This window comes from Leisingera sp. ABM4_103 (assembly GCF_056158685.1).
The window spans coordinates 2,479,276-2,499,408 of the sequence record NZ_JBSWTU010000005.1; the positions used below are offsets into that span (position 1 = coordinate 2,479,276).

The window sequence follows — 20,133 nt, forward strand, 5'->3', positions numbered from 1 at the left end:
GATGGGAATACGGGTGGATTTGCCCTGTTTTCCGGGGGCTGGCGCTATGCCGCAGGGGGCTCCCGCCCGCGCGGGGATGCAGCGGAGCTGCACCGCCCCCGCGGTTGGGCGTGGCGCCGCGCGGGCGTGCGGCGCGGGCGCTTCTTATGGCCGGCAGAAGGGCTGGCCGGGCGCTATCCCCGGTTGCGGCGGGACTTCAGGCGCCGTGCGATCTGGCGGTCTTCCCAATCCTGGCCAAATAGGCCGATCACTTCGAAGACGCTGAACCCGTGTATCGCGAGGCCGATGCCCCAGCCGAGAGCGGGCCAGATAACCCAGAAGTGCCCGGGGCTGGTCAGCAGATTCAGGATCAGCAGCGCGGCTATTACCACGGCGTATTGGATGGCATGAGTGTAGAAGGCCCGGATGTCGCGCGCATACTGCATGGCGTCCTGTTCCTCTTCACTCGGTTCCGGCGCGGCTGCTGCTGGGGTGGTCTGCATGTCCTGTTCCCTTCGAAGGCTGGAGAATTCCGTTTCCAGAACAGCGGCAATGCATTTCAGGGTTTCCGGGCTTGCCTTGGCGCCGCGTTCGATCCGCTGCAGCGTGCGGGTGCTGATCCCGGCCATGCCGGCGAGCTGCTCTTGCGACAAGCCATTTTCGAGGCGTAGCTTTCTGACAATCACTTTGAGCAATCCTGCTGTTCACATGCGGACGGTCTAACCGGGCCGGGAAATTTGGCCACGACAGGACCCTGACACGCACCCGACAATTGAGTGCACGCAACGGTTTTATCGTCATTTCCGGGGAGGGGCCACAGGTTGGGCCGCGGCTTTGCGGCCATCGCCGCCGGGCGGCGAGGCCGCGGAGGGCTGCGCCCGCCGGATTAGGCGGGCGCAGCGCAGGATCAGTCCCGCTGTTTCGGCAGGATCAGGTTCAGCAGCAGGCCCGCAACGCCGGAGAGGCCGATGCCTGCCAGGGTGAAGCCTTCGCCGAATTGCAGTGTCAGGCCGCCGAGGCCGATGATCAGAACGGTGGAGATGATCACCATGTTGCGGGCCTCGGTCAGCGCCTCGCCCAGTTTGGCCAGAACCGACAGGCCGACCACGGTGACCATGCCGAAGAGCAGGATCATGATACCGCCCATCACCGGCATCGGGATGGTGGAGAGAGCGCCGGAGAGCTTGCCGACAAAGGACAGCGCAATCGCGAACATCGCCGCCCAGGTCATGATCGCCGGGTTGAAGGCGCGGGTCAGGGTCACGGCGCCGGTCACCTCGGAATAGGTGGTGTTGGGCGGCCCGCCCAACAGGCCCGCGGCGGCGGTGGCGAGGCCGTCGCCCAGCATGGTGTTCTGGATGCCGGGCTTCTCCATGTAGTCGCGCTTGGTCACGTTGGAGATCGCCAGGATGTCGCCGAAATGCTCAATCGCGGGGGCGATGGCGACCGGCAGGATGAACAGGATGGCGGCCAGGTTGAATTCCGGCGCGACAAAGCCGGGAACCTTGAACCAGGGGGCATCGGCCACGGCGGCGGTGCTGACCAGGGTTTCGCCGGTCACAGCGCCGAGGATCAGGGCCGCGATATAGCCTGCGGCGACACCGGCCAGGATCGGCACGATGCGCATGATGCCGCGGCCGAGGATGGCGGTCAGCATCGTGGTGCCGAGCGAAATGGCGGCGAGCAGCAGCGCGGTGTTGCGCGGCATAACCTGGGTGTCGCCTGCCAGGCCGGTGGCCATGTTGACCGCAACCGGCGCCAGCGACAGGCCGATCACCATGATCACGGGGCCGACCACCACCGGCGGCAGCAGCCGGTGCAGGAAGCCGGAGCCAAAGGCGCGGATGGCGAAGCTGAGCGCCACATAGAGCAGGCCCGCCGCAGCGAGGCCGCCGGTGGTGGCGGCCATGCCCCAGGTCTGCACGCTGTAGATGATCGGCGCGATGAAGGCGAAAGACGACGCCAGGAACACCGGCACCTGGCCGCGGGTCACGATCTGGAAGATCAGTGTGCCAAGCCCCGCAGTGAACAGCGCCACGCTGGGGTCGAGGCCGGTCAGCAGCGGCACCAGCACCAGCGCGCCAAAGGCGACAAACAGCATCTGGGCGCCGATCAGCGCTTGTTTCGGTGTGAAGTTGTAATCAGCAGCCTGCGTCTCAGGCGCCGGGATCTGTTCCCTCGCAGCGGTCATTGTCTCGCTCGTTTTTTGTTCAGAGGCTTGTTTCCGAAGGCTTCGCGGGGAAACCGCCGGAGACAATCGGGCTGCTCCTAGCGGGTTCATGGCTGTTTGACCATCCGTTAAGGCGGATAATCCGGGCCGGAATGCCTGCCGGCAGCGGGGCAGGCGGGCGGGACGGCAGCGCTCCTTCAGGCGCGCTGCCGCGCCCAACGCCAGGCTGGGCAGCCCGGCTGCACCGCCAGGGGGCGGGAGAGCTTGGCTTTTGGAAAAAATGCTGCGTTCTGCAGCGGGATCCCGGGCAGCTTCGGCTCCGGGCAACAGGCACTGTGCGCGGCCGGTCCGGCCGGCGCGGCGTCAGGCGATAATGTCCGGGGTCAGCCGGTCTTCGATCAAGGCGATCTTGTCCTTGAGGATGAGCTTTTGTTTCTTCAGGCGGCGGATGGTCAGCTGGTCGGCGGTGCCGCGCTCTTCCAGCGCGGAAATCGCTTCGTCCAGATCGCGGTGCTGCCTGCGGAAAACCTCCAGCTCAACCTTGAGGACCTCATCCGTCTTCATCGACACATCTGTGGGTGCATTCATGGGCGACTCTGCAAAGCTGATGAATGAAGTGAGGCTGAAGATACTTCGTTAACGGCTTTTCCGCTAGACCTATGAGCACATGCTCTTGTGAAACCAGCAGGAACTTCCCATATTCTTTCGCAGGCGGCTGCCGTGTGAGGGGCCGTAAGCATCCGTCGCTTTGGCATAAAGGACGATTAAAGTGTCGAAACTTACCTTGGGCTCCTACCCGCATATGCTGGGGTTTGAGCAGCTGGAACGCCTCCTCGAACGCTCGGCAAAATCGGGCAACGAGGGCTATCCGCCGTATAATATCGAACAGACTTCCGATTTTTCCTACCGCATCACCCTGGCCGTGGCCGGTTTCGCCGAGGAGGACCTCGCGATCACCGTCGAGGACCGGCAGCTGGTGATCCGCGGCCGCCAGCGCGACGACAGCGAAGGGCGGGTATTCCTGCACCGCGGCATCGCGGCGCGCCAGTTCCAGCGCATGTTCGTGCTGGCCGATGGCGTCGAAGTGGGCGAGGCGGTGATGGAAAACGGGCTGCTGCATGTGGATCTGACCCGCTCGCGGCCGGAAACCGTTGTCCAGACGATCAACATCAAGAAGGGGTAAGAGCTATGCATACACCGTTTGACTTCAAGCAAGGCGCTGACCGGACCGTCTATGTGAAGGCGGTCGCGGTGGCAGATCTTCCCGCGGACGTGCAGCAGAACGCGGGCGGCCGCGAGCAGCTTTATGCGGTGCACGATGCCGAGGGCGGCCAGCTGGCGCTGGTGGCGGACCGCAGCCTGGCCTTTGTGCTGGCGCGCCAGAACGACATGACGCCGGTGCCCGTGCACTAAGTCCAGCGGGCGTCCAAGTGTAAGGCCAGCGGATTGACTTCCGCTAACAGGCTTTCAAGATGCGAAAGGCGGGCAGGGGCCCGCCTTTTTGATTTTCTGAAACCGGGGGACGGCAATGGCACGCTATGATTTCGACTGGGTGGATGCGTTCTCTGCCCATGCTTTCGGCGGCAACGGCTGTGCAGTGGTGCATGGCGGCGCGCATCTGCCGGAGGCGGTCTGCACGGCTTACGTGCGGGAGACCTCGCTTGTGGAATGCACCTTCACCGGCCCGTCGGAGGTGGCGGACGTGAAGGTGCGCTATTTCCTGGCCAGCCGCGAGATCCCCTTTGCCGGCCACCCGACCGTTGCCACGGTGGCGGCGATGCGGGACCGCGGGCTGATTGAGGGTGACAGCATCACGCTGGAAACCGGGGCGGGGATTGTGCCGGTCAGGCTGGACGGCGATCTGATCGAAATGACGCAAGTGGCGCCGGAGTTCGGCCCCTTTGCCGATCCCGGGCTGGTGGCAGAGGCGGTGAGCCTGCCGGTTGAGGCGATCGTGGGGCAGCCGCAGAAGGTCTCCACCGGGCTGCCGTTCTGCGTCACTGTGCTGCGCGACCGGGCGGCGCTGGAGGCAGCAAAGCTGAATCTGGAGGCGCTGGCGGCCTTGGGCCAATCGCTGGGGGCTGATGGCATCGACATGATGGAGCCGTTTCTGGTGACGCTGGAGGGGGCGACGGAGGCGGGCGACACATTCTCGCGCCTGCTGATGGCGCCGCCCAGCCCGCCGGAGGATCCGTTCACCGGGTCCGCCACCGGGGCGATGGCGTCTTATCTGTGGCATCACGGCCTGATGGAGAAGACGGAATTCACGGCGGAGCAGGGTCACGGCCTGGGCCGCCCCGGCCAGGCGCGGGTGGTCCGCGTTGGCAGTGCGGAGGCGATTGAGGGCGTGCGCGTTGCGGGTGAAGGGTTTGTGCTGATGCGCGGCACGGTGGACCTGCCAGCGGCCTTGTGAGCGCAGGCGGCGGCGTCAGGCGGGTTCTGCCGCCGCCAGTCCGTATTCGCGCAGCGTCAGGTCAAACGCGCTGCCGCTGCGGGGCGGCTGGGTGGAGGGGCCTTTCTGATGCACGTGCAGGCCGATGATATCGGGTTGCCCCAGCAATGAGGCCGTGTGCGCCGGGTCATAGAAATCGCAGCTGGCACCGGGCAGGTAGTACATTGATTTCATTGGCTTGGCCTCCCCGAACCGGTTCTGCCGCTTGAGGATCCGCACCATTGCCTCGTTGCCGTAGACGGTCATGCCGAGGTCGGTTGCGCGGAACTTGCGGCCGAGCGCGCGCAGCAGCGCGGGCTTGACCACCCTCCGCTTGAAGCCCAGCCAGTCCGGCCAGAGGTCCGGGTGGTCCAGCACCTTGAGGAAATCGCAGACGAAGGGATCGTCCGGCGGAAAGTACAGCGCGGAATAGCCCACGGTTGAAGCGCCGTCGAAGGCGAACCAGGCTTGATCCGGGTCCGGCTGGAAGTCCTGGAACAGGATGACGTCGGTATCGAGCCAGAACCCAAGCCCCTGTTTCTGAAGGGCGATCCGGAAGATGTCGGAGTAGCTGAGCCGTTCCTGGCGCGGGCTGTACCGGGTGCGGATCAGCGGTTTCAGGCGCTCCAGCGTGTCCAGCGGCAGGATCTCCCCGGCCGGTTTCAGGCGGACGCCGGGCGGCACGCCAAGGGGCGGGCAGGCGGGGTCGGGAACGTAGAGATCCACGCCGCAGGTGTGGCGCTGCCAGGACAGGAGGGCCAGTTGTGTCAGCAAAGGCAGCTCTTCACCGATCCAAAGAGAAACAGCTCGCACCTGAAATCCGCCTGTAATTCTATATATTTGCCACAGGATTAGCGGATTTCCGCCGACGCGGAAAGCGTTCCGGCGCAGGGCCGTGCGCATCAGCGGGGGACCGTTGCCTTTTTGACCACGGCTAAGAAAGGGGCGCTGCATCGGTTCAGGGGCCTTGGGGCGCTGAACAGAAAACGGCCCGCCGGATGGCGGGCCGTTCCAAAATCTCGCTGCCGTCAGGCTCAGGCTTTGATCAGGCCCATGCTTTCCAGCTTGAGCAGCACCTGGTGGGCGCAGTTGTCGACGTCGACGTTCTCGGTCTCGACCGACAGTTCCGGGTTCTGCGGCACGTCGTAGGGGTCGGAGATGCCGGTGAACTCTTTGATCTTGCCTTCGCGGGCCAGTTTATACAGGCCCTTGCGGTCGCGGCGCTCGCATTCCTCGATCGAGGTGGCAACGTGTACTTCGACGAAGGCGCCGAACTGTTCGATGTCCTCGCGCACGGCGCGGCGGGTGGTGGCGTAGGGCGCGATCGGGGCGCAGATGGCGATGCCGCCGTTCTTGGTGATCTCCGACGCGACATAGCCGATGCGGCGGATGTTGAGGTCACGGTGCTCTTTCGAGAAGCCCAGCTCGCTCGACAGGTTCTTACGAACGATGTCGCCGTCCAGCAGGGTCACGGGGCGGCCGCCCATTTCCATCAGCTTGACCATCAGCGCGTTGGCGATGGTGGATTTGCCGGAGCCGGAGAAGCCGGTGAAGAACACGGTGAAGCCCTGCTCGGCGCGCGGCGGCTTGGTCTTGCGCAGCTCGGCAACCACCTCGGGGAAGGAGAACCATTCCGGGATTTCCAGGCCCTCGGCCAGGCGGCGGCGCAGTTCGGTGCCCGAGATGTTGAGGATGGTGACGTTATCGCGGTCTTCGATCTCGTCGTTCGGCTCGTACTGGGCGCGCTCCTGCACATAAACCATGTGCTTGAAGTCCACCATTTTCAGGCCGATTTCCTCTTCATAGGCGCGGAACAGCTCCTGTGCGTCGTAGGGGCCGTAGAAGTCTTCGCCTGCGGAGTTCTTGCCCGGGCCCGCGTGGTCGCGGCCGACGATGAAGTGGGTGCAGCCGTGGTTCTTGCGGATCAGGCCGTGCCAGACCGCCTCGCGCGGGCCGGCCATGCGCATTGCCAGGTTCAGCAGCGACATGGTGGTGGTGGCCGCCGGGTATTTGTCCAGAACCGCCTCATAGCAGCGCACGCGGGTGAAGTGGTCGACGTCGCCCGGCTTGGTCATGCCGACAACCGGGTGGATCAGCAGGTTGGCCTGGGCTTCGCGCGCGGCGCGGAAGGTCAGCTCCTGGTGGGCGCGGTGCAGCGGGTTGCGGGTCTGGAAGGCCACGACCTTGTTCCAGCCCAGCTTGCGGAAGTAGGCGCGCAGCTCGTTCGGGGTGTCGCGGCGGCCGCGGAAGTCATAGTGGACGGGCTGCTGGATGCCGGTCACGGGACCGCCCAGGTAGACCTTGCCCGCGGTGTTGTGCAGGTAGTTCACCGCCGGGTGGGCGTCGTCATCGGCGCCAAAGACCTTCTCCGCCTCGCGCGCCTTGTTCGGCACCCAGTTGTCGGTGACGGTCATGGTGGCGAGGATCACGCCTTCCTGGTCGCGCAGCGCGATGTCCTGGCCCGCTTCCAGCTTGGCGGCGAAGTCTTCAGACACATCCAGGGTGATCGGCATCGGCCACAGGGTGCCGTCCGCCAGGCGCATGTTTTCGACAACGCCGTCATAGTCGGCCTCGGACAGGAAGCCCTTGAGCGGGTTGAAGCCGCCGTTCATCAGCAGTTCCAGGTCGCAGATCTGGCGCGGGGTCAGGTCCCAGCTGACCAGGTCGGCTGCTTCGACCTTCAGTTTCTGCGCGCTTTCGTAGGAGACATAAAGCTCAGGGATGGGAGCCAGGTTGCTTTGCATCGGATGGGTCCTGTGTTTGAGAGGGGGAAGGCCGCTTGCGGAGCCGGTGAGTTCCGCATGCAGCGCGTTGTATTCTGCGAGCTTGCGGGCGAGGAAACGATCGGTGAGGCGCACTTTTTCCGCAGCGCCCCGGGTGGTGAGCGAATAGGCGAACCGCTGCCGTTTGTCGGGGCCGGGGCGGGCGCTGACGGTGATCAGGCCGCCCTCTGCCGCCAGCCGAAGCTGGGTATTCAGCCGCCCGAGCGAAATCCCCAGCGCCGCAGCGGTCGCGCGCTGCGACGCATCCGGCGCCGTGTCGAGCTGGCGCAGGAGGCGGAAGAGCAGGTCTTCCTCGTCCGGGGTGGATATTGTCGCAATGTCGGTCACGGCGGGCAGCAGTAGGCTCAACGGGTTAAAAGTGTGTTCACGCGTGAACGCATTGCATGGTTCGGCCCGGAAGCAAAGCGCAATTTAGGCCGGATTGGCGATTTTTTGCCAAGTTGTTTTGGTGCAACGCATCCGTGTGTGCGGCAGAATATTCCCCAGAGGCGTGTCTGGCGGACGGTATCGTCCAGGGCAGCTGCCGGGCCGCAAACAGGTGTTCCCGCTGGCGGGCGGCAGGCTCAACCCTGTTCCCTGCCAAGCAGGCGGGGCAGGGCGGCCGCGTGTTCCACCGGCAGAGCGGCCAGCGGCGCGGAGACGCCCCTGAGCTGGAACTCCTGCAGGGCAAACCGCTCCGGCGCGTAGCCTGCGGCCTGCAGCACGCGGGCGGAAACCAGCAATTCGATTCCCAGCTCCTTGGTCTTGGCTTCCAGGCGGCTGGCGGTGTTGACGCTGCCGCCGATGATGGTGCGCGGGGCATGGCCGGCGCTGCCGATCTCGCCCAGCACCAGCTGACCCAAGTGGACACCGATGCCGATTCGGATCTGCGGCTCGCCATCCGCCGCCAGCCGGGCGTTGAAGTCCTGCAGCGCGGTGCCGATGGCGGCGGCGGCGTCCAGCGCGGCCTGGGCGGAACGGGCCGGGCTTGGGGCCTCGAACAGCGCCAGCAGGCCGTCGCCGAGGTATTTGTCGACGGTGCCGCCTGCCGCGATGATGGCGGGGACGATGGCGTCGAAGAACCGGTTGAGCAGGAACACAACGTCATAGGGCAGCTGTCCGGAGGTGCGGGCGGTGAAGCCGCGCATGTCGAGGAACAGGACGGCGAGCTGCTGTTCGCTGCCCTGACTGGCATGGGCGCGCCCCTTGCCCCCGTCGGGGCGGAACATGCGGGTGACGGTAAGCGGCGTCTCAGGCCGGATCTGGCAGGCCAGGCGCATATTGGCAGGCGCCTTGACCGCGGCCAGGCTGCGGGCCTCGGGCGGGGCGGGCGGCGGCAGCGCCTCGCCGCCTTCCTCCACCACAACCCGGCAGGTGGTGCAGCGCCCCTTGCCGCCGCAGAGCGAGGTGTGGTGGACGCCATTTGCCTGGGACATCTCCAGCAGGGTCAGGCCGCGTTCGGCGCGGATCTCGGGGCCGAAGGCATAGCGGATGCGCACCGCCCGGCGCCGCCGCAGCAGCCGGTTGATAACATGCGCCGCGGCTGCCAGGGCGAGCAGGATCAGGAATGCGGCGAACCAGCGGTTGTCCGTCTGGAACAGCTCGGCAAAGACCTCGCGGCTGGGCCAGTTGAATTCCTCCATCAGCGCCGGGCGCTGGCTGCCCTCCACGAACAGGCCATGGATGCGGCGGCCCTCGGTCAGGAAGCCGGCCAGGGCGAAGCCGGGGATGAACACCGCCAGCCCCGCCATCCAGGGGATGAGCTGCCGCCACCAGCGGGTCAGGCGCAGCCAGTAATGCAGGCCGATGCAGCCGTGGATCCAGACCGCCAGCAAGAGCGCGCTTTGCTGCCAGGCCTCCGGCGAGGCCCACATCAGCACGATCACATAGGCCATCTCGTCGTTGACGCCGTGGATTTCATGCGAATAGCGGGTGAAGAGCAGATGGCTGAGCAATTGAAGCGGGATCAGAAAGCCCAGCAGGGTTTGCAGCGCCTCGCCGGGCCGCATCCTGAGGCTGCGGCGGCGGGCCAGGTTCCACAGCGCCAGACCGGCGTGCAGGATCAGGGAGGCGTAAAGGATGAGGCCGCCGGGAAAGCTGCGGGTGATCAGCTGGCGGGCGTCCTGGAACTCCTCCATCCAGACCGGGGACAGCAGCCCCAGGCCGATATTAATGAAATGAAAGAAGACATAGGTGAACAGCACCAGGCCGGTGACGATCCGGGTGCGGGTGATCCAGTTGCCCTGCCAGAGCGCGCTCGCCAATCCGGTCCTCCTGCCTTGGGGTGTCCGGGGCAGACTGCGGGCCGCGCGCGCGCCGGTCAAGGCGGCAGGCGGGTCAGGCGTGCGGCAGTGCGGCCAGCAGGCGGCTTTCGTTTTGTTTCAGAACCATGCGGGCGGCCGGGTAGCTGCTGCCCGCATCGCGGGCCAGATCCGGGAACAGCTCCAGGATTTCCTGCCGGGTGGCGCCTGCGTCCTTGCCCAGGGCGCGGGCGCCCGGCTGGAAGCTCTCGGTCCACATGCCGTTGGAAAACACCGCCTGATGGCGGCTGAACAGCAGGTGGACGTAAGTGGTGCGGTCCACCTGCGGCTGGCTGACATTGGGATGCGCCTGCAAGTGGCTGGCGGCGGCGAACACCTCCGGCTCGCCGAACAGCATCTGGCAGTTTGCGCCCTTGAGCAGCAGCCGGTGCTGCGGCGACACCCACAGATCCTGCGCGGGCTGGCCGGGGCCAAAGGCGTTGGCGGCGATCCGCACCGGCTGCAGGTGCGGGCAGGCCTGCATCCAGCTGCGCCCGACCTGGCGGATGCCGGCCCAGAGCACCGGCTGGAACCCGTTGTCCCGGGTCAGCACCATGTCGCCGGGGCACAGCCGCTCCACCGGGCGCAGGCCCTGGTCGGTGCAGATCGTGGTGCCGGATACGAAGCAGGGCACAAAGCTGGAGTATTCCGAAGACCCGTAGTTGCTGCCGGAGATTTTCTCGTAGCGGGCGCCATCCTTCAGCGGCGTGTCGGTCGAGAAGCCCCAGACATCGGAGGTGTAGCCGTTCTGCGAGAATACCGTGATGGTGATGACCGGGCCGAACGGGCTTCCGTATGCATCGACCTCCTGCACGTAGTGGTGCGATTCGGCCTCGACCGGGGTGCCGCTGGCCACCATGGAGCCGCCATCAATGATCTTGTGGCCCCATTCCTTGTCATCCTCCATGATGTCGGCGCTGCCTGCGGTGTCTTCCAGGGTGACCTGTTCGATGGGGTAGCTGGAATTGTAGGTGAACACCGTGCCGACGGGCGTGTCGGAGTTGTTGATGATCGAGCTGCCCGAGGACATGTAGGGGGAGCTGCCATCCACAGTGAATGCGTTCGCGTTGAACGCGCTTAAGGTGCGAATAGCCATAAAGCCCCCGGCAGAAAAGGATTTGGTTGCGGTGTTTTTCAGTAGGTTTCGCGCCTCAACCGCTAACGCCGGGTTAAGGTGCCGCGGGAAGTAAGCCGCATTTTAGCAATTGCCTGCCGGAGGTGGCTGCGCTGATAAGTCTATTTTAATCATAGGGTTGCGCAATTTTAACGCAGCAGCAGGCGAGGCGCGTGCGACGCCGGCGCAGTGCGCCTGCCGGCTGAACCGGAACTTGGAAGGCGCGCGCAGGGCTGGCAGATTCTATTGCGGTCTGCGGAGCGCGCGAAAGCCGCGAAGGCGTGCCGGGAAGCAGGCAGAAGCCCCGGCTGCGGGCGGTGTCAGGGCCCCCGGAAAAACCGGGCGCCCCTGAGAATTTTTTAGTCCTGCTCTGCCAGGAAGCGTTCGGCGTCCAGTGCGGCCATACAGCCCATGCCGGCCGAGGTCACCGCCTGGCGGTACTTGTGGTCGGTCAGGTCGCCCGCGGCGTAAATGCCGGGGATCGAGGTCTCGGTGGAGCCGGGCTTGACCTTGACGTAGCCGCCGTTGTGCAGCTCCAGCACGTCCTTGACCAGCTCGGTCGCCGGGGCGTGGCCAATGGCGACAAAGACGCCCTTGCAGGGGATTTCCTTCAGCTCGCCGGTCTGCACGTTCTTGACCACTACGCCCTCGACCCCCAGCGGGTTGTCGGTGCCCACCACCTCTTCGAGGGTGTGGAACCACAGGGTCTCGATCTTGTCGTTCTTGAGCAGGCGGTCCTGCAGGATCTTTTCGGCGCGCAGCTCGTCGCGGCGGTGGATCAGAGTTACCTTGGAGGCGAAGTTGGTGAGGAACAGCGCCTCTTCCACGGCGGTGTTGCCGCCGCCGATCACCACGATCTCCTGGCCGCGGTAGAAGAAGCCGTCGCAGGTGGCACAGGCGGAAACGCCGAAGCCCTTGAACTTCTCTTCCGACTCCAGGCCCAGCCATTTGGCGCGGGCGCCGGTGGCCAGGATCACCGCGTCAGCGGTGTAGGTGGTGCCGCTGTCGCCCTTGGCCACAAACGGGCGGGAGGAGGTGTCGAGCGAGGTGATGATGTCGCCGATGATTTCGGTGCCCATCGCCTTGGCGTGCTCCTGCATCCGCACCATCAGGTCGGGGCCCTGCACCTCGGTGTCGCCGGGCCAGTTCTCGACTTCGGTGGTGGTGGTCAGCTGGCCGCCGGGCTCAATGCCCTGGACCAGAATGGGTTCCAGCATGGCGCGGGAGGCATAGACCCCTGCAGTGTAGCCGGCAGGCCCGGAGCCGATGATCAGAACCTTGGTGTGGCGCGTCTCGCTCATGTTCGTCCCTTACGTAAGCAGCATGGCGGGCTTGCCGCCGTCAGGAAATGCATATAGCGGCAGGACCCGCTGGCTTAAACCCCCAGCCTTTGCATGCCGCGGGATGCAGATTTGCGGAAGCCGCCCGGGATTGCGGCTTGCACCTTCGGAGTGCAAAGAATATTGCGCGGCGATGAAACATTATTGCGCGGCCCAGTGGCGGTGCTATAAGAAACGCAAAATTCACAGGAGTTTCCGGCATGGTCACAACCCGTCTAGATCCGATTGATCGCAAGATTTTGTCGGAGCTTCAGGCCGATGGGCGGATGACCAACGTCGAGCTGGCCAAGCGGGTCGGCATTTCGGCACCGCCCTGCCTGCGCAGGGTGCGGGCGCTGGAGGAGGCCGGGCTGATCCACGGCTATCATGCGGATGTGAACGCGCGCGAGCTGGGATTCGAGGTGCAGGTCTTTGCCATGGTGGGGCTGGAGAGCCAGGCCGAGGTGGAGCTGAGCGCCTTTGAGGAAAAGTGCCGCAGCTGGCCGCTGGTGCGCGAGTGCCACATGCTGAACGGCGAGGTGGATTTCATCCTGAAATGCGTCTCCCCGGATCTCAGCACCTTTCAAAGCTTTCTGACCGCCGATCTGCTGACCACGCCGAATGTGGCCAGCGTCAAGACCTCGCTGGTGATCCGCGGCGCCAAGGATGAGCCGGGCGTGCCGTTCGAGGTGCTGGAGGAGCGGCTGGCCCGCGAGGCCTGATCCTGCGCCGGCCCTGCGGGGCCGCATCCGAGGCGCGGTGCACCGTTCTTGATCCAAGTCACTGTTTCTTGATCCAAATCATCGACGCGGCGGCGGAAACGCCGGATGCTGAAGGGGCGGGGCATGCCGGTATGTCGGTTTGACCCGGTCGTTGTTCCGCCGACTGGAGGTGTAACGATGGCAACTGTTCAGCAAATACTTGATGGCAAGGACAAGAGGCTGCACACGCTTCCGCCGGAGGCCATGGTGGTCGATGCCCTGAAGCTGATGGCGGAGGAGGACGTGGGGTCGGTTCTGGTGATGTCCGGCGGCAGGCTGGCCGGGATTTTCACCGAGCGGCACTATACCCGCAAAGTCTTTCTGGCGGGCAAGACCTCTCCGAAGACGCCGCTTGCCGATGTTATGGCAACGGATTTCACCAGCGTCGAACCGGGGCAGAGCGCCGAAGCCTGCATGGCGCTGATGGTTGAAAAGCATGTCCGGCACCTGCCGGTCCTGAAGGGCGGGCAGCTGGCCGGGATTGTCTCGATCGGCGACCTGATGAAAAGCATCATCGACGAAGAGCAGTTCAACGCCAGCCAGCTGGTGCGTTATGTGCGCGGCATGAACTGACCCTTGCCACTGCGGCGGCCGGCGGGCCGGTCCGGCGGTGCCGGGCCGTGCCTCCTGCCGTATGCAAGTGCCGGGTCCGCCGGATGGCGCCTACAGCAGCGCGCCGCTGGCGGCGGGGCCTTGGCTGTCGGCACGCGGATACGCCAGCGGACCGAAGTCCTGGATGCTGTCGGCATGGGCAAACAGGTTCAGGAACAAGGTCTTGATCGCATAGCTTGCCAGCTTCAGCGCATCCGGGCCGGGGTGGTAGGTTTCAAACTCCAGCCCGCCGGCAATGATCACCGCATGGCGGGGCAGGCACAGGTGATACATTTCCACCGGTGTCGGCGGCGCGGTTTCAAAAATGCTCATGCCGTCCTGGAACTCGGCCACGGGGGTCAGCAGCGGGCCCTTGCCGCTGCTCTGCATGTGCGGCGGTGTGCGCAGCAGCCGGGCGGCGGGGCCGGCGATCAGGCTGGAGGCCGGTTTCTGCAGGCCCAGGCTGTCGGCCATGAAGCTGGTGAGGCGGTGGCTGCGGCCGCGGCTGCCGGGCCGGGCGGGCAGCAGGCTGGTGCGGCCGATCCAGACCAGCGGCTGGCTGCCGCCGCCGCTGGTCAGCAGCTCGTCGCCGGGCAGCAGATCCTCGACCGCCACCGGGCCAGCACTGGTTTCGACCAGCGAGCCGCGCGAAAACGCGCAGAAGGCGTCCTCGAACAGCGGCAGCGCCGGGGCGATGTGGCGGGTTTCCGAGATGGCACCGCTTGGCAGCAGGCTGCTGACCTCGAACCGCCGCAGCTGCGGTTTGTTGGCCGCGCGCAGGACTGCCGGATCCTGCAGGAAGGCATTGGCTTCGACGGCATTGGCTGCAGCCCTCTGCAGCGAATGGGGGATGGTCATTTGCGGACCTCTCCTTTCAAACTGCCCGTTTGCATCGGCCCCCACCGGCAACACAGACGCGCTTGAACGATCTATATGTGCCCAAAAGGCGGGATTTAATTCGAATTGTCAAAGAATCTGAAGCAAACTGGTTAACGGCCGGCCCTTTGCCGCTGCGGGCGGGACCCAGCGGCAGGCCGGGATGGTGCTAAGGCGATTCTGCTAATGAAGCGTCAAGACCGGTCCGGCCTTTGCCAGTCCGGTTGGGTGCCCGGGCGGCGGCAACGGGCTGGCGCAGCTGCACCAGTGCTGACCGCCGCGCGGGCACCCGTCCCCGGCGTTAACTCAGTTTCCGCTTGGGCGCCTGGCCGGCAGACTGGCGTGCAGCAGCCCAGGGCAGGGTCACGGTTTCGCTCTTGGCGGTGCGGATGATGGAGGCAATGAAACGCTTGTTCATCTTCATGGTCGGTCTGTCCTTCGCCCGGCAGCGCCGCCCTTCTGCGGAGCGGCGGCTGTTTTGTGTTGTTCTGACCTCGTTATGGGTAATCTTTGCGCCGCGAATATGACCAGCCCGGGGCATTTTCACTGCATGAGCGTCCGCGCCGGGGACTGGCAGGCGGGCAGGGTGGGTACGGTTAGGCGGCTGATTTGGCACGGAAAATTCTGCGCTTTGAGCGCGGCTTACCCGGCGGAAGACAGCAATTGCGGCGGAATTTCTTAAAATCCGCCACAATTCGCCGGGTTAACGGGCGCTTAAAGCCGGATGCAGGAGATCAGGCGGCCGTAGTCGGCCTCTTTCGCGTGGGTCGCGCGGCGGTAGGAAAAGAATTTCTCCGCATCGGAATAGGTGCAGTGGCGGGTCCATTCCGCGGCGCCGGCGCCGGCCTCGCGCAGCTTGTGCAGGCCCAGGCCCGGCAGGTCGAACAGGTAGCGGCCGCCCTCGCCGTTGGCAAAGAAACGGGCGTAGGCGTCGTCCTGCATCATGAAGTCGTCAAAGAACTCCGGGCCGACTTCATAGGCGCGCTGGGAGATGGTCGGGCCGATCACCGCGGCGGTGTTTTCGCGCCGGGCGCCGAGGGACTCCATGGCATCCAGAGTGGCTTCGAGCACCCCGTCGAGGGTGCCGCGCCAGCCCGCATGGGCGGCGCCGATAACCCCCGCTTCAGGGTCGGAAAACAGCACCGGCTGGCAGTCGGCGGTCAGAATCGACAGCGCCAGGCCCGGCACATTGGTGACCATCGCATCGGCGCGCGGGCGGTCCTGCGACGGTTCGGTGATAACGGCCACATCTGCGCTGTGGACCTGGTGCACCGCGCTCAGATGCTCTGCCGGCACCTCCATCGCGGCTGCGACGCGGTTGCGGTTGATCTGCACCGCCTCGCGCTGATCGGTCGAACCCAGCCCGCAGTTGAGGCCCTTGTAGATGCCGGAAGACGCACCGCCCCTGCGGGTGAAAAACCCGTGCCGCACCGGGCCAAGCAGTTCGGACGTCAGAATTTCAAGCGTCATGGGTTCAATCCTGGCGGAGGGGCGGCCTGCGAAGGGTAGAGGCCGAGCACTTTGAACAGGTTTCCCATTTCCTCCGGGTGCGTCAACCGCCGATGTGCGGCGATCAGGGTTTCCAGACCTTCGCCCTGCAGCGGCGCGGCGAGGGCGCGGGCGCGGCCGGTGATGCCGAGCCGTTCGAGGAATACCCCTTGGGGGGTGAGGCGGGTGAAGCCGCAACCATTGGTTTTTGCGGCCATGGCCAGCGCTTCGAAGTCCACATGGGCGGTAAGGTCGGCTTCGCCCGGCGTTTGCAGCGGATCGGCAGGTTCATGCGCGCGCAGGGCTTGAAGGGTGTCCCCGAGGGCCCGCCAGTCGCCGTAATCCACGATCAGCGCCGCGCCGCCGCGGGAGGCGATTTGCGCGGCGATGGCGGCGGTGACGGGGCCGGCGGCCTCGCACAGTTCGACCACATCGCCGTCTTGCGTATCTTCCAGCCGGTGGTCCAGCGCGGGCTGCGGCGCGGGGGCCTCAAGGCCGAAGCTGAGCGCGCCGTCCCTGAGGCCGATGCGCTTTTCGCTCCAGTGGCCGCCGCTGCGGGCAAACTGGCGGATGGGCAGGGCGTCGAAGAACTCGTTTGCCACCAGGAACAGGGGCTGGTCCGGCAGGTCTGTGACACTGTCCAGCCATTCCGGGGCATAGCCCTCCAGCGCCTTGGCTTGCGCCGCACGCAAGGCGGGCGAGGCCTCGACCAGGCGGATTTCCATCGCCGCATGAAACCCCGGCACGCCGCGGGTAGCGCGCAGCAGGTCGGCCATCAGGGTGCCGCGGCCGGGGCCAAGTTCCGCCAGCGTGAAGGGGGCAGGCGACCCCTGATCGAGCCAGGCCTGCGCCAGGGCGAGGCCCACCAGTTCGCCGAACATCTGGCTGATTTCCGGAGCGGTGGTGAAATCGCCCTGAACCCCCAGCGGGTCGCGGGTGGTGTAATAGCCGAATTGCGGGTGCAGCAGGCACTCCGACATGTAGTCCGCCACCGAGATGGGGCCGTCCTCCCTGATGCGGGCGGTGAGGTGATCCATCAGGCTCATGCCGGGCTCCGGGCGGATTGCCGGGCGCGGATCAGGAAATAAAGGCCGATGGCGATCATCGGCAGCGACAGCGCCTGGCCTTGCGTCAGGCCGATGCCATCAATGTGCCAGGCCAGCCCCAGCGGGTTGCCGGGGGTGACGAACTGCGCGTCCGGCTGGCGGAAGAATTCGACGATGAACCGGGCCAGGCCATAACCCGCCAGGAACAGGCCCAACAGCCGTCCCGGGGTGTGAAAGGCGCCCCGCCGCCAGGCGAGGTACAGCAGTACGGCGCCGAGGATCAGCCCCTCCAGAATGGCTTCATAGAGCTGGGAGGGGTGGCGGGCGCAGAGCTCCCCCAGCGCCTGGCCGCAGTCCTGCGCCGCCTGGCCGGGGAAGGCGACACCCCAGGGCAGGTCCGTCGGGCGGCCCCACAGCTCAGCATTGATGAAATTTGCCATCCGCCCCAGCAGCAGCCCCGGCGGCACCGTGTGGGCGACCAGGTCAGAGATCTGCAGTTTCGGTATGTTGTGGCGCGCGGCAAAGATCAGGGTGGCCAGCACCACGCCGATCAGCCCGCCGTGAAAGGCCATGCCGCCCTGCCAGATCTTCAAGATCTCCGCAGGGTTCGCCAGGTAATAGGCCGGCTGGTAGAACAGCACGAACCCCAGGCGCCCGCCCAGGATCACCCCGAGAATGATCCAGGTCAGCAGATCCTCGACCTGTTCGGGGCTCATCGGAGGCTGGCTGGCGGGCCAAAGCGCGGGGCGGCGCAGCGCGGCCACCGCCAGACGCCAGGCAATGACGATGCCAGCGATATAGGCCAGCGCGTACCAGCGCAGGGCGAACTCGAACGAGCCGAGGGAGATCGAGAAAATCTCGGGCGAGAGGTCGGGGAATTGGATCAAGGCCTGCATGTGCGACTGAATGCCTTTGCGGGTTATGGGAAGTCAACGGCTTGCCGCCGCGGCTTTGCTTGCCCATATAGGGGACAACCTTGAGACGGAGAAGAACATGCAGACCCGCAACAAGATCCTGGACGATATTTCGCAACTGATGACCAATGCGATGGGCGTGGCCCAGGGCGCCAAGGACGAGGCGGACACGGCGCTGAAAGGCATGATTGACCGCTGGCTGGCCGACCGTGATTTCGTGACCCGCGAGGAGTTCGACGCGGTGCGCGCGATGGCGCAGAAGGCGCGCGAGGAAAACGAGGCGCTGAAGGCGCGGCTGGACGCGCTGGAGGCGAAAGACAAGGCCTGAGGCTTGAACTGGGGCAGGTTGCCCGCCCCGCGCTGAATTGAGGCCCGCCGCTGAGGGATCTGCGGCGGGCTTTTTTGTTTTGAGAGAATTGCTACCTTGCTAGAACAGGTTGAGGCTGTTCCCGGCAAAGGAAGTAACATGCGTATCACTGTTGCGTTTGATGAGCTGGGAAAGGATGAATTGCCACCGCTGGGAGAGGCGTTCTGGCTGGCAGATATTCCGGCTCATAGAGCCTATGCCGAAAGTCTCTGGAAGCATGAAGCAGGTGTGCCGAACAGCGCATTGTTTGCAGTGCCCCGCAGCGGGGCGCCACTAGCTGGGCTGTTCGAGCCGTTCGAGCAGGTTGAAGTCCACTTTCCCGAATGGAGTGAAGTCCTGTTCGCCAGAGTTGGCCTGACGCCTGAGCATTCTGCGTATTTTGCGGACCGCGGCTTTGCTGCTGAAACTGTGCGAAGCGGTTTTATTGTGCGCCGGTCTGCGCACAGCGCATAGCTGCTCTGTGGTGCAACGGATAAAAACAAGTCGCTTTCTGTCCGCCGGGTCGAAAACCGTCCAGCGCCTGCAGTGTAGTCCAGTACATGCTGCCTCTGCTGCTTGAAGAGGAGTGTGGCATGGTTGCGGTCTATTCGGTGCCCAATGCGTTCAGCACGCAGGAATGCGCGGAGATTTTACGGAAAGTAGAAGCGGAGCCGGACAGCGAGGCGCGGCTGGTGGGGCAGACCCGCGACCACAACCTGCGCCGGGCCAGCGTGGTGTGGCTGGATGACGTGCCGGGCACCGGATGGGTGATGGACCGGCTGATTTCTGTGGTGCGCCGGGCCAACCGGGAGCAGTTCAACTTTGATCTGCGCGAATTTGCCGAAAGCCCGCAGGTGGCCAGCTATGCGGGAGAGGAAAACGGGCATTTCACCTGGCATTCCGACATCGGAGACGGGCCGGTGGCGGGCAAGCGCAAGCTGACCCTGGTGGTGCAGCTGAGCAAGCCGGGATCCTATGATGGCGGCGAACTGGAAATCATGCCGGGCGCCCATGTGGTAGCCGCCAGCCGGGTGCAGGGCAGCTGCACGGTGTTTCCCAGCTTCCTGCTGCACCAGGTGACGCCGGTCACCCGCGGCACGCGCCGGTCGCTGACCGTATGGGCCCACGGTCCCGCCTTCCGCTGAGAGAAGCAGGCTGGCCTGCGGGATTGCGGCTGGAAGGCTGCGCCGCGGGCCAGCCTGTACGGCGCTGCGGGCGGTGGCCGGCGACACGGCAGGCGGTTGACGGCAACGCAATATATGGGGCTTTTCTGGCGCCCCGCTCGTTTCGCGCACCCCTCTGCAAAATGCCGGCATTTTGGGGGCTGTGGATAGTTCGTCCACAAGTTATTGCAGATATCCCCAAATAAAGGGTTGCCAGATTATGAAATCAGCCCCACCATATTTAGTATGGGAGCGGGGATGCCTCCCCGGCCCGTAGCACAAAAACCTGGCTATTGGGCGCCTCTGTGCCTCGTAAGCCGGGCAAAATAGAGAGGTGGCATCATGGCACTATCCGAGCTTCACCTGGAAGAAGACATCCATCCCATCGACATCGTCGAGACCCTGGCGTCGCACCACGACTGGGACTTTGACCGGGTTGGCGATGACCAGATCGCGATGTCGGTGGAAGGGCAGTGGCGCACCTATTCGCTGACACTGGCCTGGTCGGGCTATGAGGAATGCCTGCGGCTGGTCTGCAGCTTTGAGATGGAGCCGCCGGAGGCGGAGCTGCCGCGGCTCTATGAGCTGATCAACCAGATGAACGACCAGTGCTGGGAAGGCTCCTTTACCTATTGGGCGGATCACAAGCTGATGCTGTTCCGTTATGGGCTGATGCTGGCCGGCGGCCAGATGGCCAGCCCGCAGCAGATTGACGCAATGCTGAACGCAGCCGTGGCCAATGCGGAGCGCTACTATCCGGCGATCCAGCTGGCGGTCTGGGGCAAGCGCAGCCCGCAGGAGGCGATGCAGGTCGCCATTGCAGAGGCTTACGGGCGGGCGTAAACCTTGCCCTGAACCTGAGATTTAGGGGAG

Annotated in this window: 22 protein-coding genes; 9 read left to right on the forward strand and 13 right to left on the reverse strand. The window is 65.1% G+C overall.

Going from position 1 to position 20,133, the window contains the following annotated elements; genetic code table 11:
- Nucleotides 1-173: 173 nt before the first annotated feature.
- From ACXAED_RS13685 to ACXAED_RS13695, 3 genes are all read right to left on the reverse strand, one after another.
- On the reverse strand, nucleotides 174-665 hold the full coding sequence (locus ACXAED_RS13685) for a 2TM domain-containing protein (protein ID WP_475053116.1): 492 nt from the start codon (nucleotides 663-665) through the stop codon (nucleotides 174-176).
- 221 nt (nucleotides 666-886) lie between these two features.
- Nucleotides 887-2,170 (reverse strand): uracil-xanthine permease family protein, encoded by a 1,284-nt coding sequence (locus tag ACXAED_RS13690; protein WP_475050652.1) that lies wholly within the window; start codon nucleotides 2,168-2,170, stop codon nucleotides 887-889.
- A gap of 342 nt (nucleotides 2,171-2,512) precedes the next feature.
- Entirely contained in the window at nucleotides 2,513-2,737 is a 225-nt protein-coding gene (locus ACXAED_RS13695; RefSeq protein WP_174148795.1) for a YdcH family protein, read from the reverse strand.
- Between the two features lie 181 nt (nucleotides 2,738-2,918).
- Here ACXAED_RS13695 and ACXAED_RS13700 point away from each other — a divergent pair, with 181 nt between their 5' ends.
- The 3 genes from ACXAED_RS13700 to ACXAED_RS13710 all read left to right on the forward strand — a co-directional run bounded on the left by ACXAED_RS13700 (nucleotide 2,919) and on the right by ACXAED_RS13710 (nucleotide 4,562).
- Nucleotides 2,919-3,332 (forward strand): Hsp20 family protein, encoded by a 414-nt coding sequence (locus ACXAED_RS13700; RefSeq protein WP_027244437.1) that lies wholly within the window; start codon nucleotides 2,919-2,921, stop codon nucleotides 3,330-3,332.
- 5 nt (nucleotides 3,333-3,337) lie between these two features.
- A complete protein-coding gene (locus tag ACXAED_RS13705) occupies nucleotides 3,338-3,562 on the forward strand; it encodes a DUF1150 family protein (RefSeq protein WP_475050655.1) in 225 nt (74 codons plus the stop codon).
- A gap of 115 nt (nucleotides 3,563-3,677) precedes the next feature.
- Nucleotides 3,678-4,562 carry a PhzF family phenazine biosynthesis protein gene (locus ACXAED_RS13710; protein ID WP_475050657.1) on the forward strand — a complete coding sequence of 295 codons (885 nt, stop codon included), beginning with the start codon at nucleotides 3,678-3,680 and terminating at the stop codon, nucleotides 4,560-4,562.
- A gap of 15 nt (nucleotides 4,563-4,577) precedes the next feature.
- Here ACXAED_RS13710 and ACXAED_RS13715 read toward each other — a convergent pair whose 3' ends face one another.
- The 5 genes from ACXAED_RS13715 to trxB all read right to left on the reverse strand — a co-directional run bounded on the left by ACXAED_RS13715 (nucleotide 4,578) and on the right by trxB (nucleotide 12,057).
- A complete protein-coding gene (locus ACXAED_RS13715; RefSeq protein ID WP_475050660.1) occupies nucleotides 4,578-5,354 on the reverse strand; it encodes a hypothetical protein in 777 nt (258 codons plus the stop codon).
- A 260-nt stretch (nucleotides 5,355-5,614) separates the two neighbouring features.
- The gene (locus ACXAED_RS13720; protein WP_475050662.1) at nucleotides 5,615-7,690 is read right to left on the reverse strand and encodes a bifunctional sulfate adenylyltransferase/adenylylsulfate kinase; all 2,076 of its coding nucleotides are present in this window, start codon (nucleotides 7,688-7,690) and stop codon (nucleotides 5,615-5,617) included.
- Nucleotides 7,691-7,926: 236 nt separating this feature from the next.
- Nucleotides 7,927-9,606 (reverse strand): adenylate/guanylate cyclase domain-containing protein, encoded by a 1,680-nt coding sequence (locus tag ACXAED_RS13725; protein ID WP_475050664.1) that lies wholly within the window; start codon nucleotides 9,604-9,606, stop codon nucleotides 7,927-7,929.
- Nucleotides 9,607-9,679: 73 nt separating this feature from the next.
- Nucleotides 9,680-10,738: a Hint domain-containing protein gene (locus tag ACXAED_RS13730; protein WP_475050665.1), complete on the reverse strand. Its 1,059-nt coding sequence runs from the start codon at nucleotides 10,736-10,738 to the stop codon at nucleotides 9,680-9,682.
- Nucleotides 10,739-11,115: 377 nt separating this feature from the next.
- Nucleotides 11,116-12,057, reverse strand: coding sequence for a thioredoxin-disulfide reductase (trxB, locus tag ACXAED_RS13735; RefSeq protein WP_475050668.1), 942 nt, complete (start codon nucleotides 12,055-12,057; stop codon nucleotides 11,116-11,118).
- 239 nt (nucleotides 12,058-12,296) lie between these two features.
- Here trxB and ACXAED_RS13740 point away from each other — a divergent pair, with 239 nt between their 5' ends.
- Together ACXAED_RS13740 and ACXAED_RS13745 are read left to right on the forward strand one after the other, a co-directional pair.
- On the forward strand, nucleotides 12,297-12,797 hold the full coding sequence (locus ACXAED_RS13740; RefSeq protein WP_475050671.1) for an Lrp/AsnC family transcriptional regulator: 501 nt from the start codon (nucleotides 12,297-12,299) through the stop codon (nucleotides 12,795-12,797).
- Between the two features lie 177 nt (nucleotides 12,798-12,974).
- A complete protein-coding gene (locus tag ACXAED_RS13745; RefSeq protein ID WP_475050674.1) occupies nucleotides 12,975-13,409 on the forward strand; it encodes a CBS domain-containing protein in 435 nt (144 codons plus the stop codon).
- A 90-nt stretch (nucleotides 13,410-13,499) separates the two neighbouring features.
- On the opposite strand, the gene ACXAED_RS13750 is transcribed toward ACXAED_RS13745, so the two are convergent.
- The 5 genes from ACXAED_RS13750 to lgt all read right to left on the reverse strand — a co-directional run bounded on the left by ACXAED_RS13750 (nucleotide 13,500) and on the right by lgt (nucleotide 17,733).
- Nucleotides 13,500-14,285, reverse strand: a complete 786-nt coding sequence (locus ACXAED_RS13750) for a Hint domain-containing protein (RefSeq protein WP_475050677.1) — start codon at nucleotides 14,283-14,285, stop codon at nucleotides 13,500-13,502.
- A 319-nt stretch (nucleotides 14,286-14,604) separates the two neighbouring features.
- Nucleotides 14,605-14,727 carry a hypothetical protein gene (locus ACXAED_RS13755; RefSeq protein ID WP_475050678.1) on the reverse strand — a complete coding sequence of 41 codons (123 nt, stop codon included), beginning with the start codon at nucleotides 14,725-14,727 and terminating at the stop codon, nucleotides 14,605-14,607.
- Between the two features lie 290 nt (nucleotides 14,728-15,017).
- On the reverse strand, nucleotides 15,018-15,773 hold the full coding sequence (gene pgeF / locus ACXAED_RS13760; RefSeq protein ID WP_475050680.1) for a peptidoglycan editing factor PgeF: 756 nt from the start codon (nucleotides 15,771-15,773) through the stop codon (nucleotides 15,018-15,020).
- Entirely contained in the window at nucleotides 15,770-16,837 is a 1,068-nt protein-coding gene (locus tag ACXAED_RS13765) for a class I SAM-dependent methyltransferase (RefSeq protein ID WP_475050683.1), read from the reverse strand. Before ACXAED_RS13765 ends, pgeF begins: the two co-directional genes overlap by 4 nt.
- On the reverse strand, nucleotides 16,834-17,733 hold the full coding sequence (lgt, locus tag ACXAED_RS13770) for a prolipoprotein diacylglyceryl transferase (RefSeq protein WP_475050685.1): 900 nt from the start codon (nucleotides 17,731-17,733) through the stop codon (nucleotides 16,834-16,836). The genes ACXAED_RS13765 and lgt overlap by 4 nt, the downstream gene beginning before the upstream one ends.
- 97 nt (nucleotides 17,734-17,830) lie before the next feature.
- Between lgt and ACXAED_RS13775 the strand changes: the two genes are divergently transcribed.
- From ACXAED_RS13775 to ACXAED_RS13790, 4 genes are all read left to right on the forward strand, one after another.
- Entirely contained in the window at nucleotides 17,831-18,079 is a 249-nt protein-coding gene (locus ACXAED_RS13775; protein ID WP_421054680.1) for an accessory factor UbiK family protein, read from the forward strand.
- Between the two features lie 138 nt (nucleotides 18,080-18,217).
- Nucleotides 18,218-18,571 carry a hypothetical protein gene (locus tag ACXAED_RS13780; protein ID WP_475050687.1) on the forward strand — a complete coding sequence of 118 codons (354 nt, stop codon included), beginning with the start codon at nucleotides 18,218-18,220 and terminating at the stop codon, nucleotides 18,569-18,571.
- A 119-nt stretch (nucleotides 18,572-18,690) separates the two neighbouring features.
- Entirely contained in the window at nucleotides 18,691-19,242 is a 552-nt protein-coding gene (locus tag ACXAED_RS13785; RefSeq protein ID WP_475050689.1) for a 2OG-Fe(II) oxygenase, read from the forward strand.
- Nucleotides 19,243-19,602: 360 nt separating this feature from the next.
- Complete coding sequence (locus ACXAED_RS13790) at nucleotides 19,603-20,103, forward strand: type III secretion system chaperone family protein (protein ID WP_475050690.1); 501 nt, start codon at nucleotides 19,603-19,605, stop codon at nucleotides 20,101-20,103.
- Nucleotides 20,104-20,133: the final 30 nt, after the last annotated feature.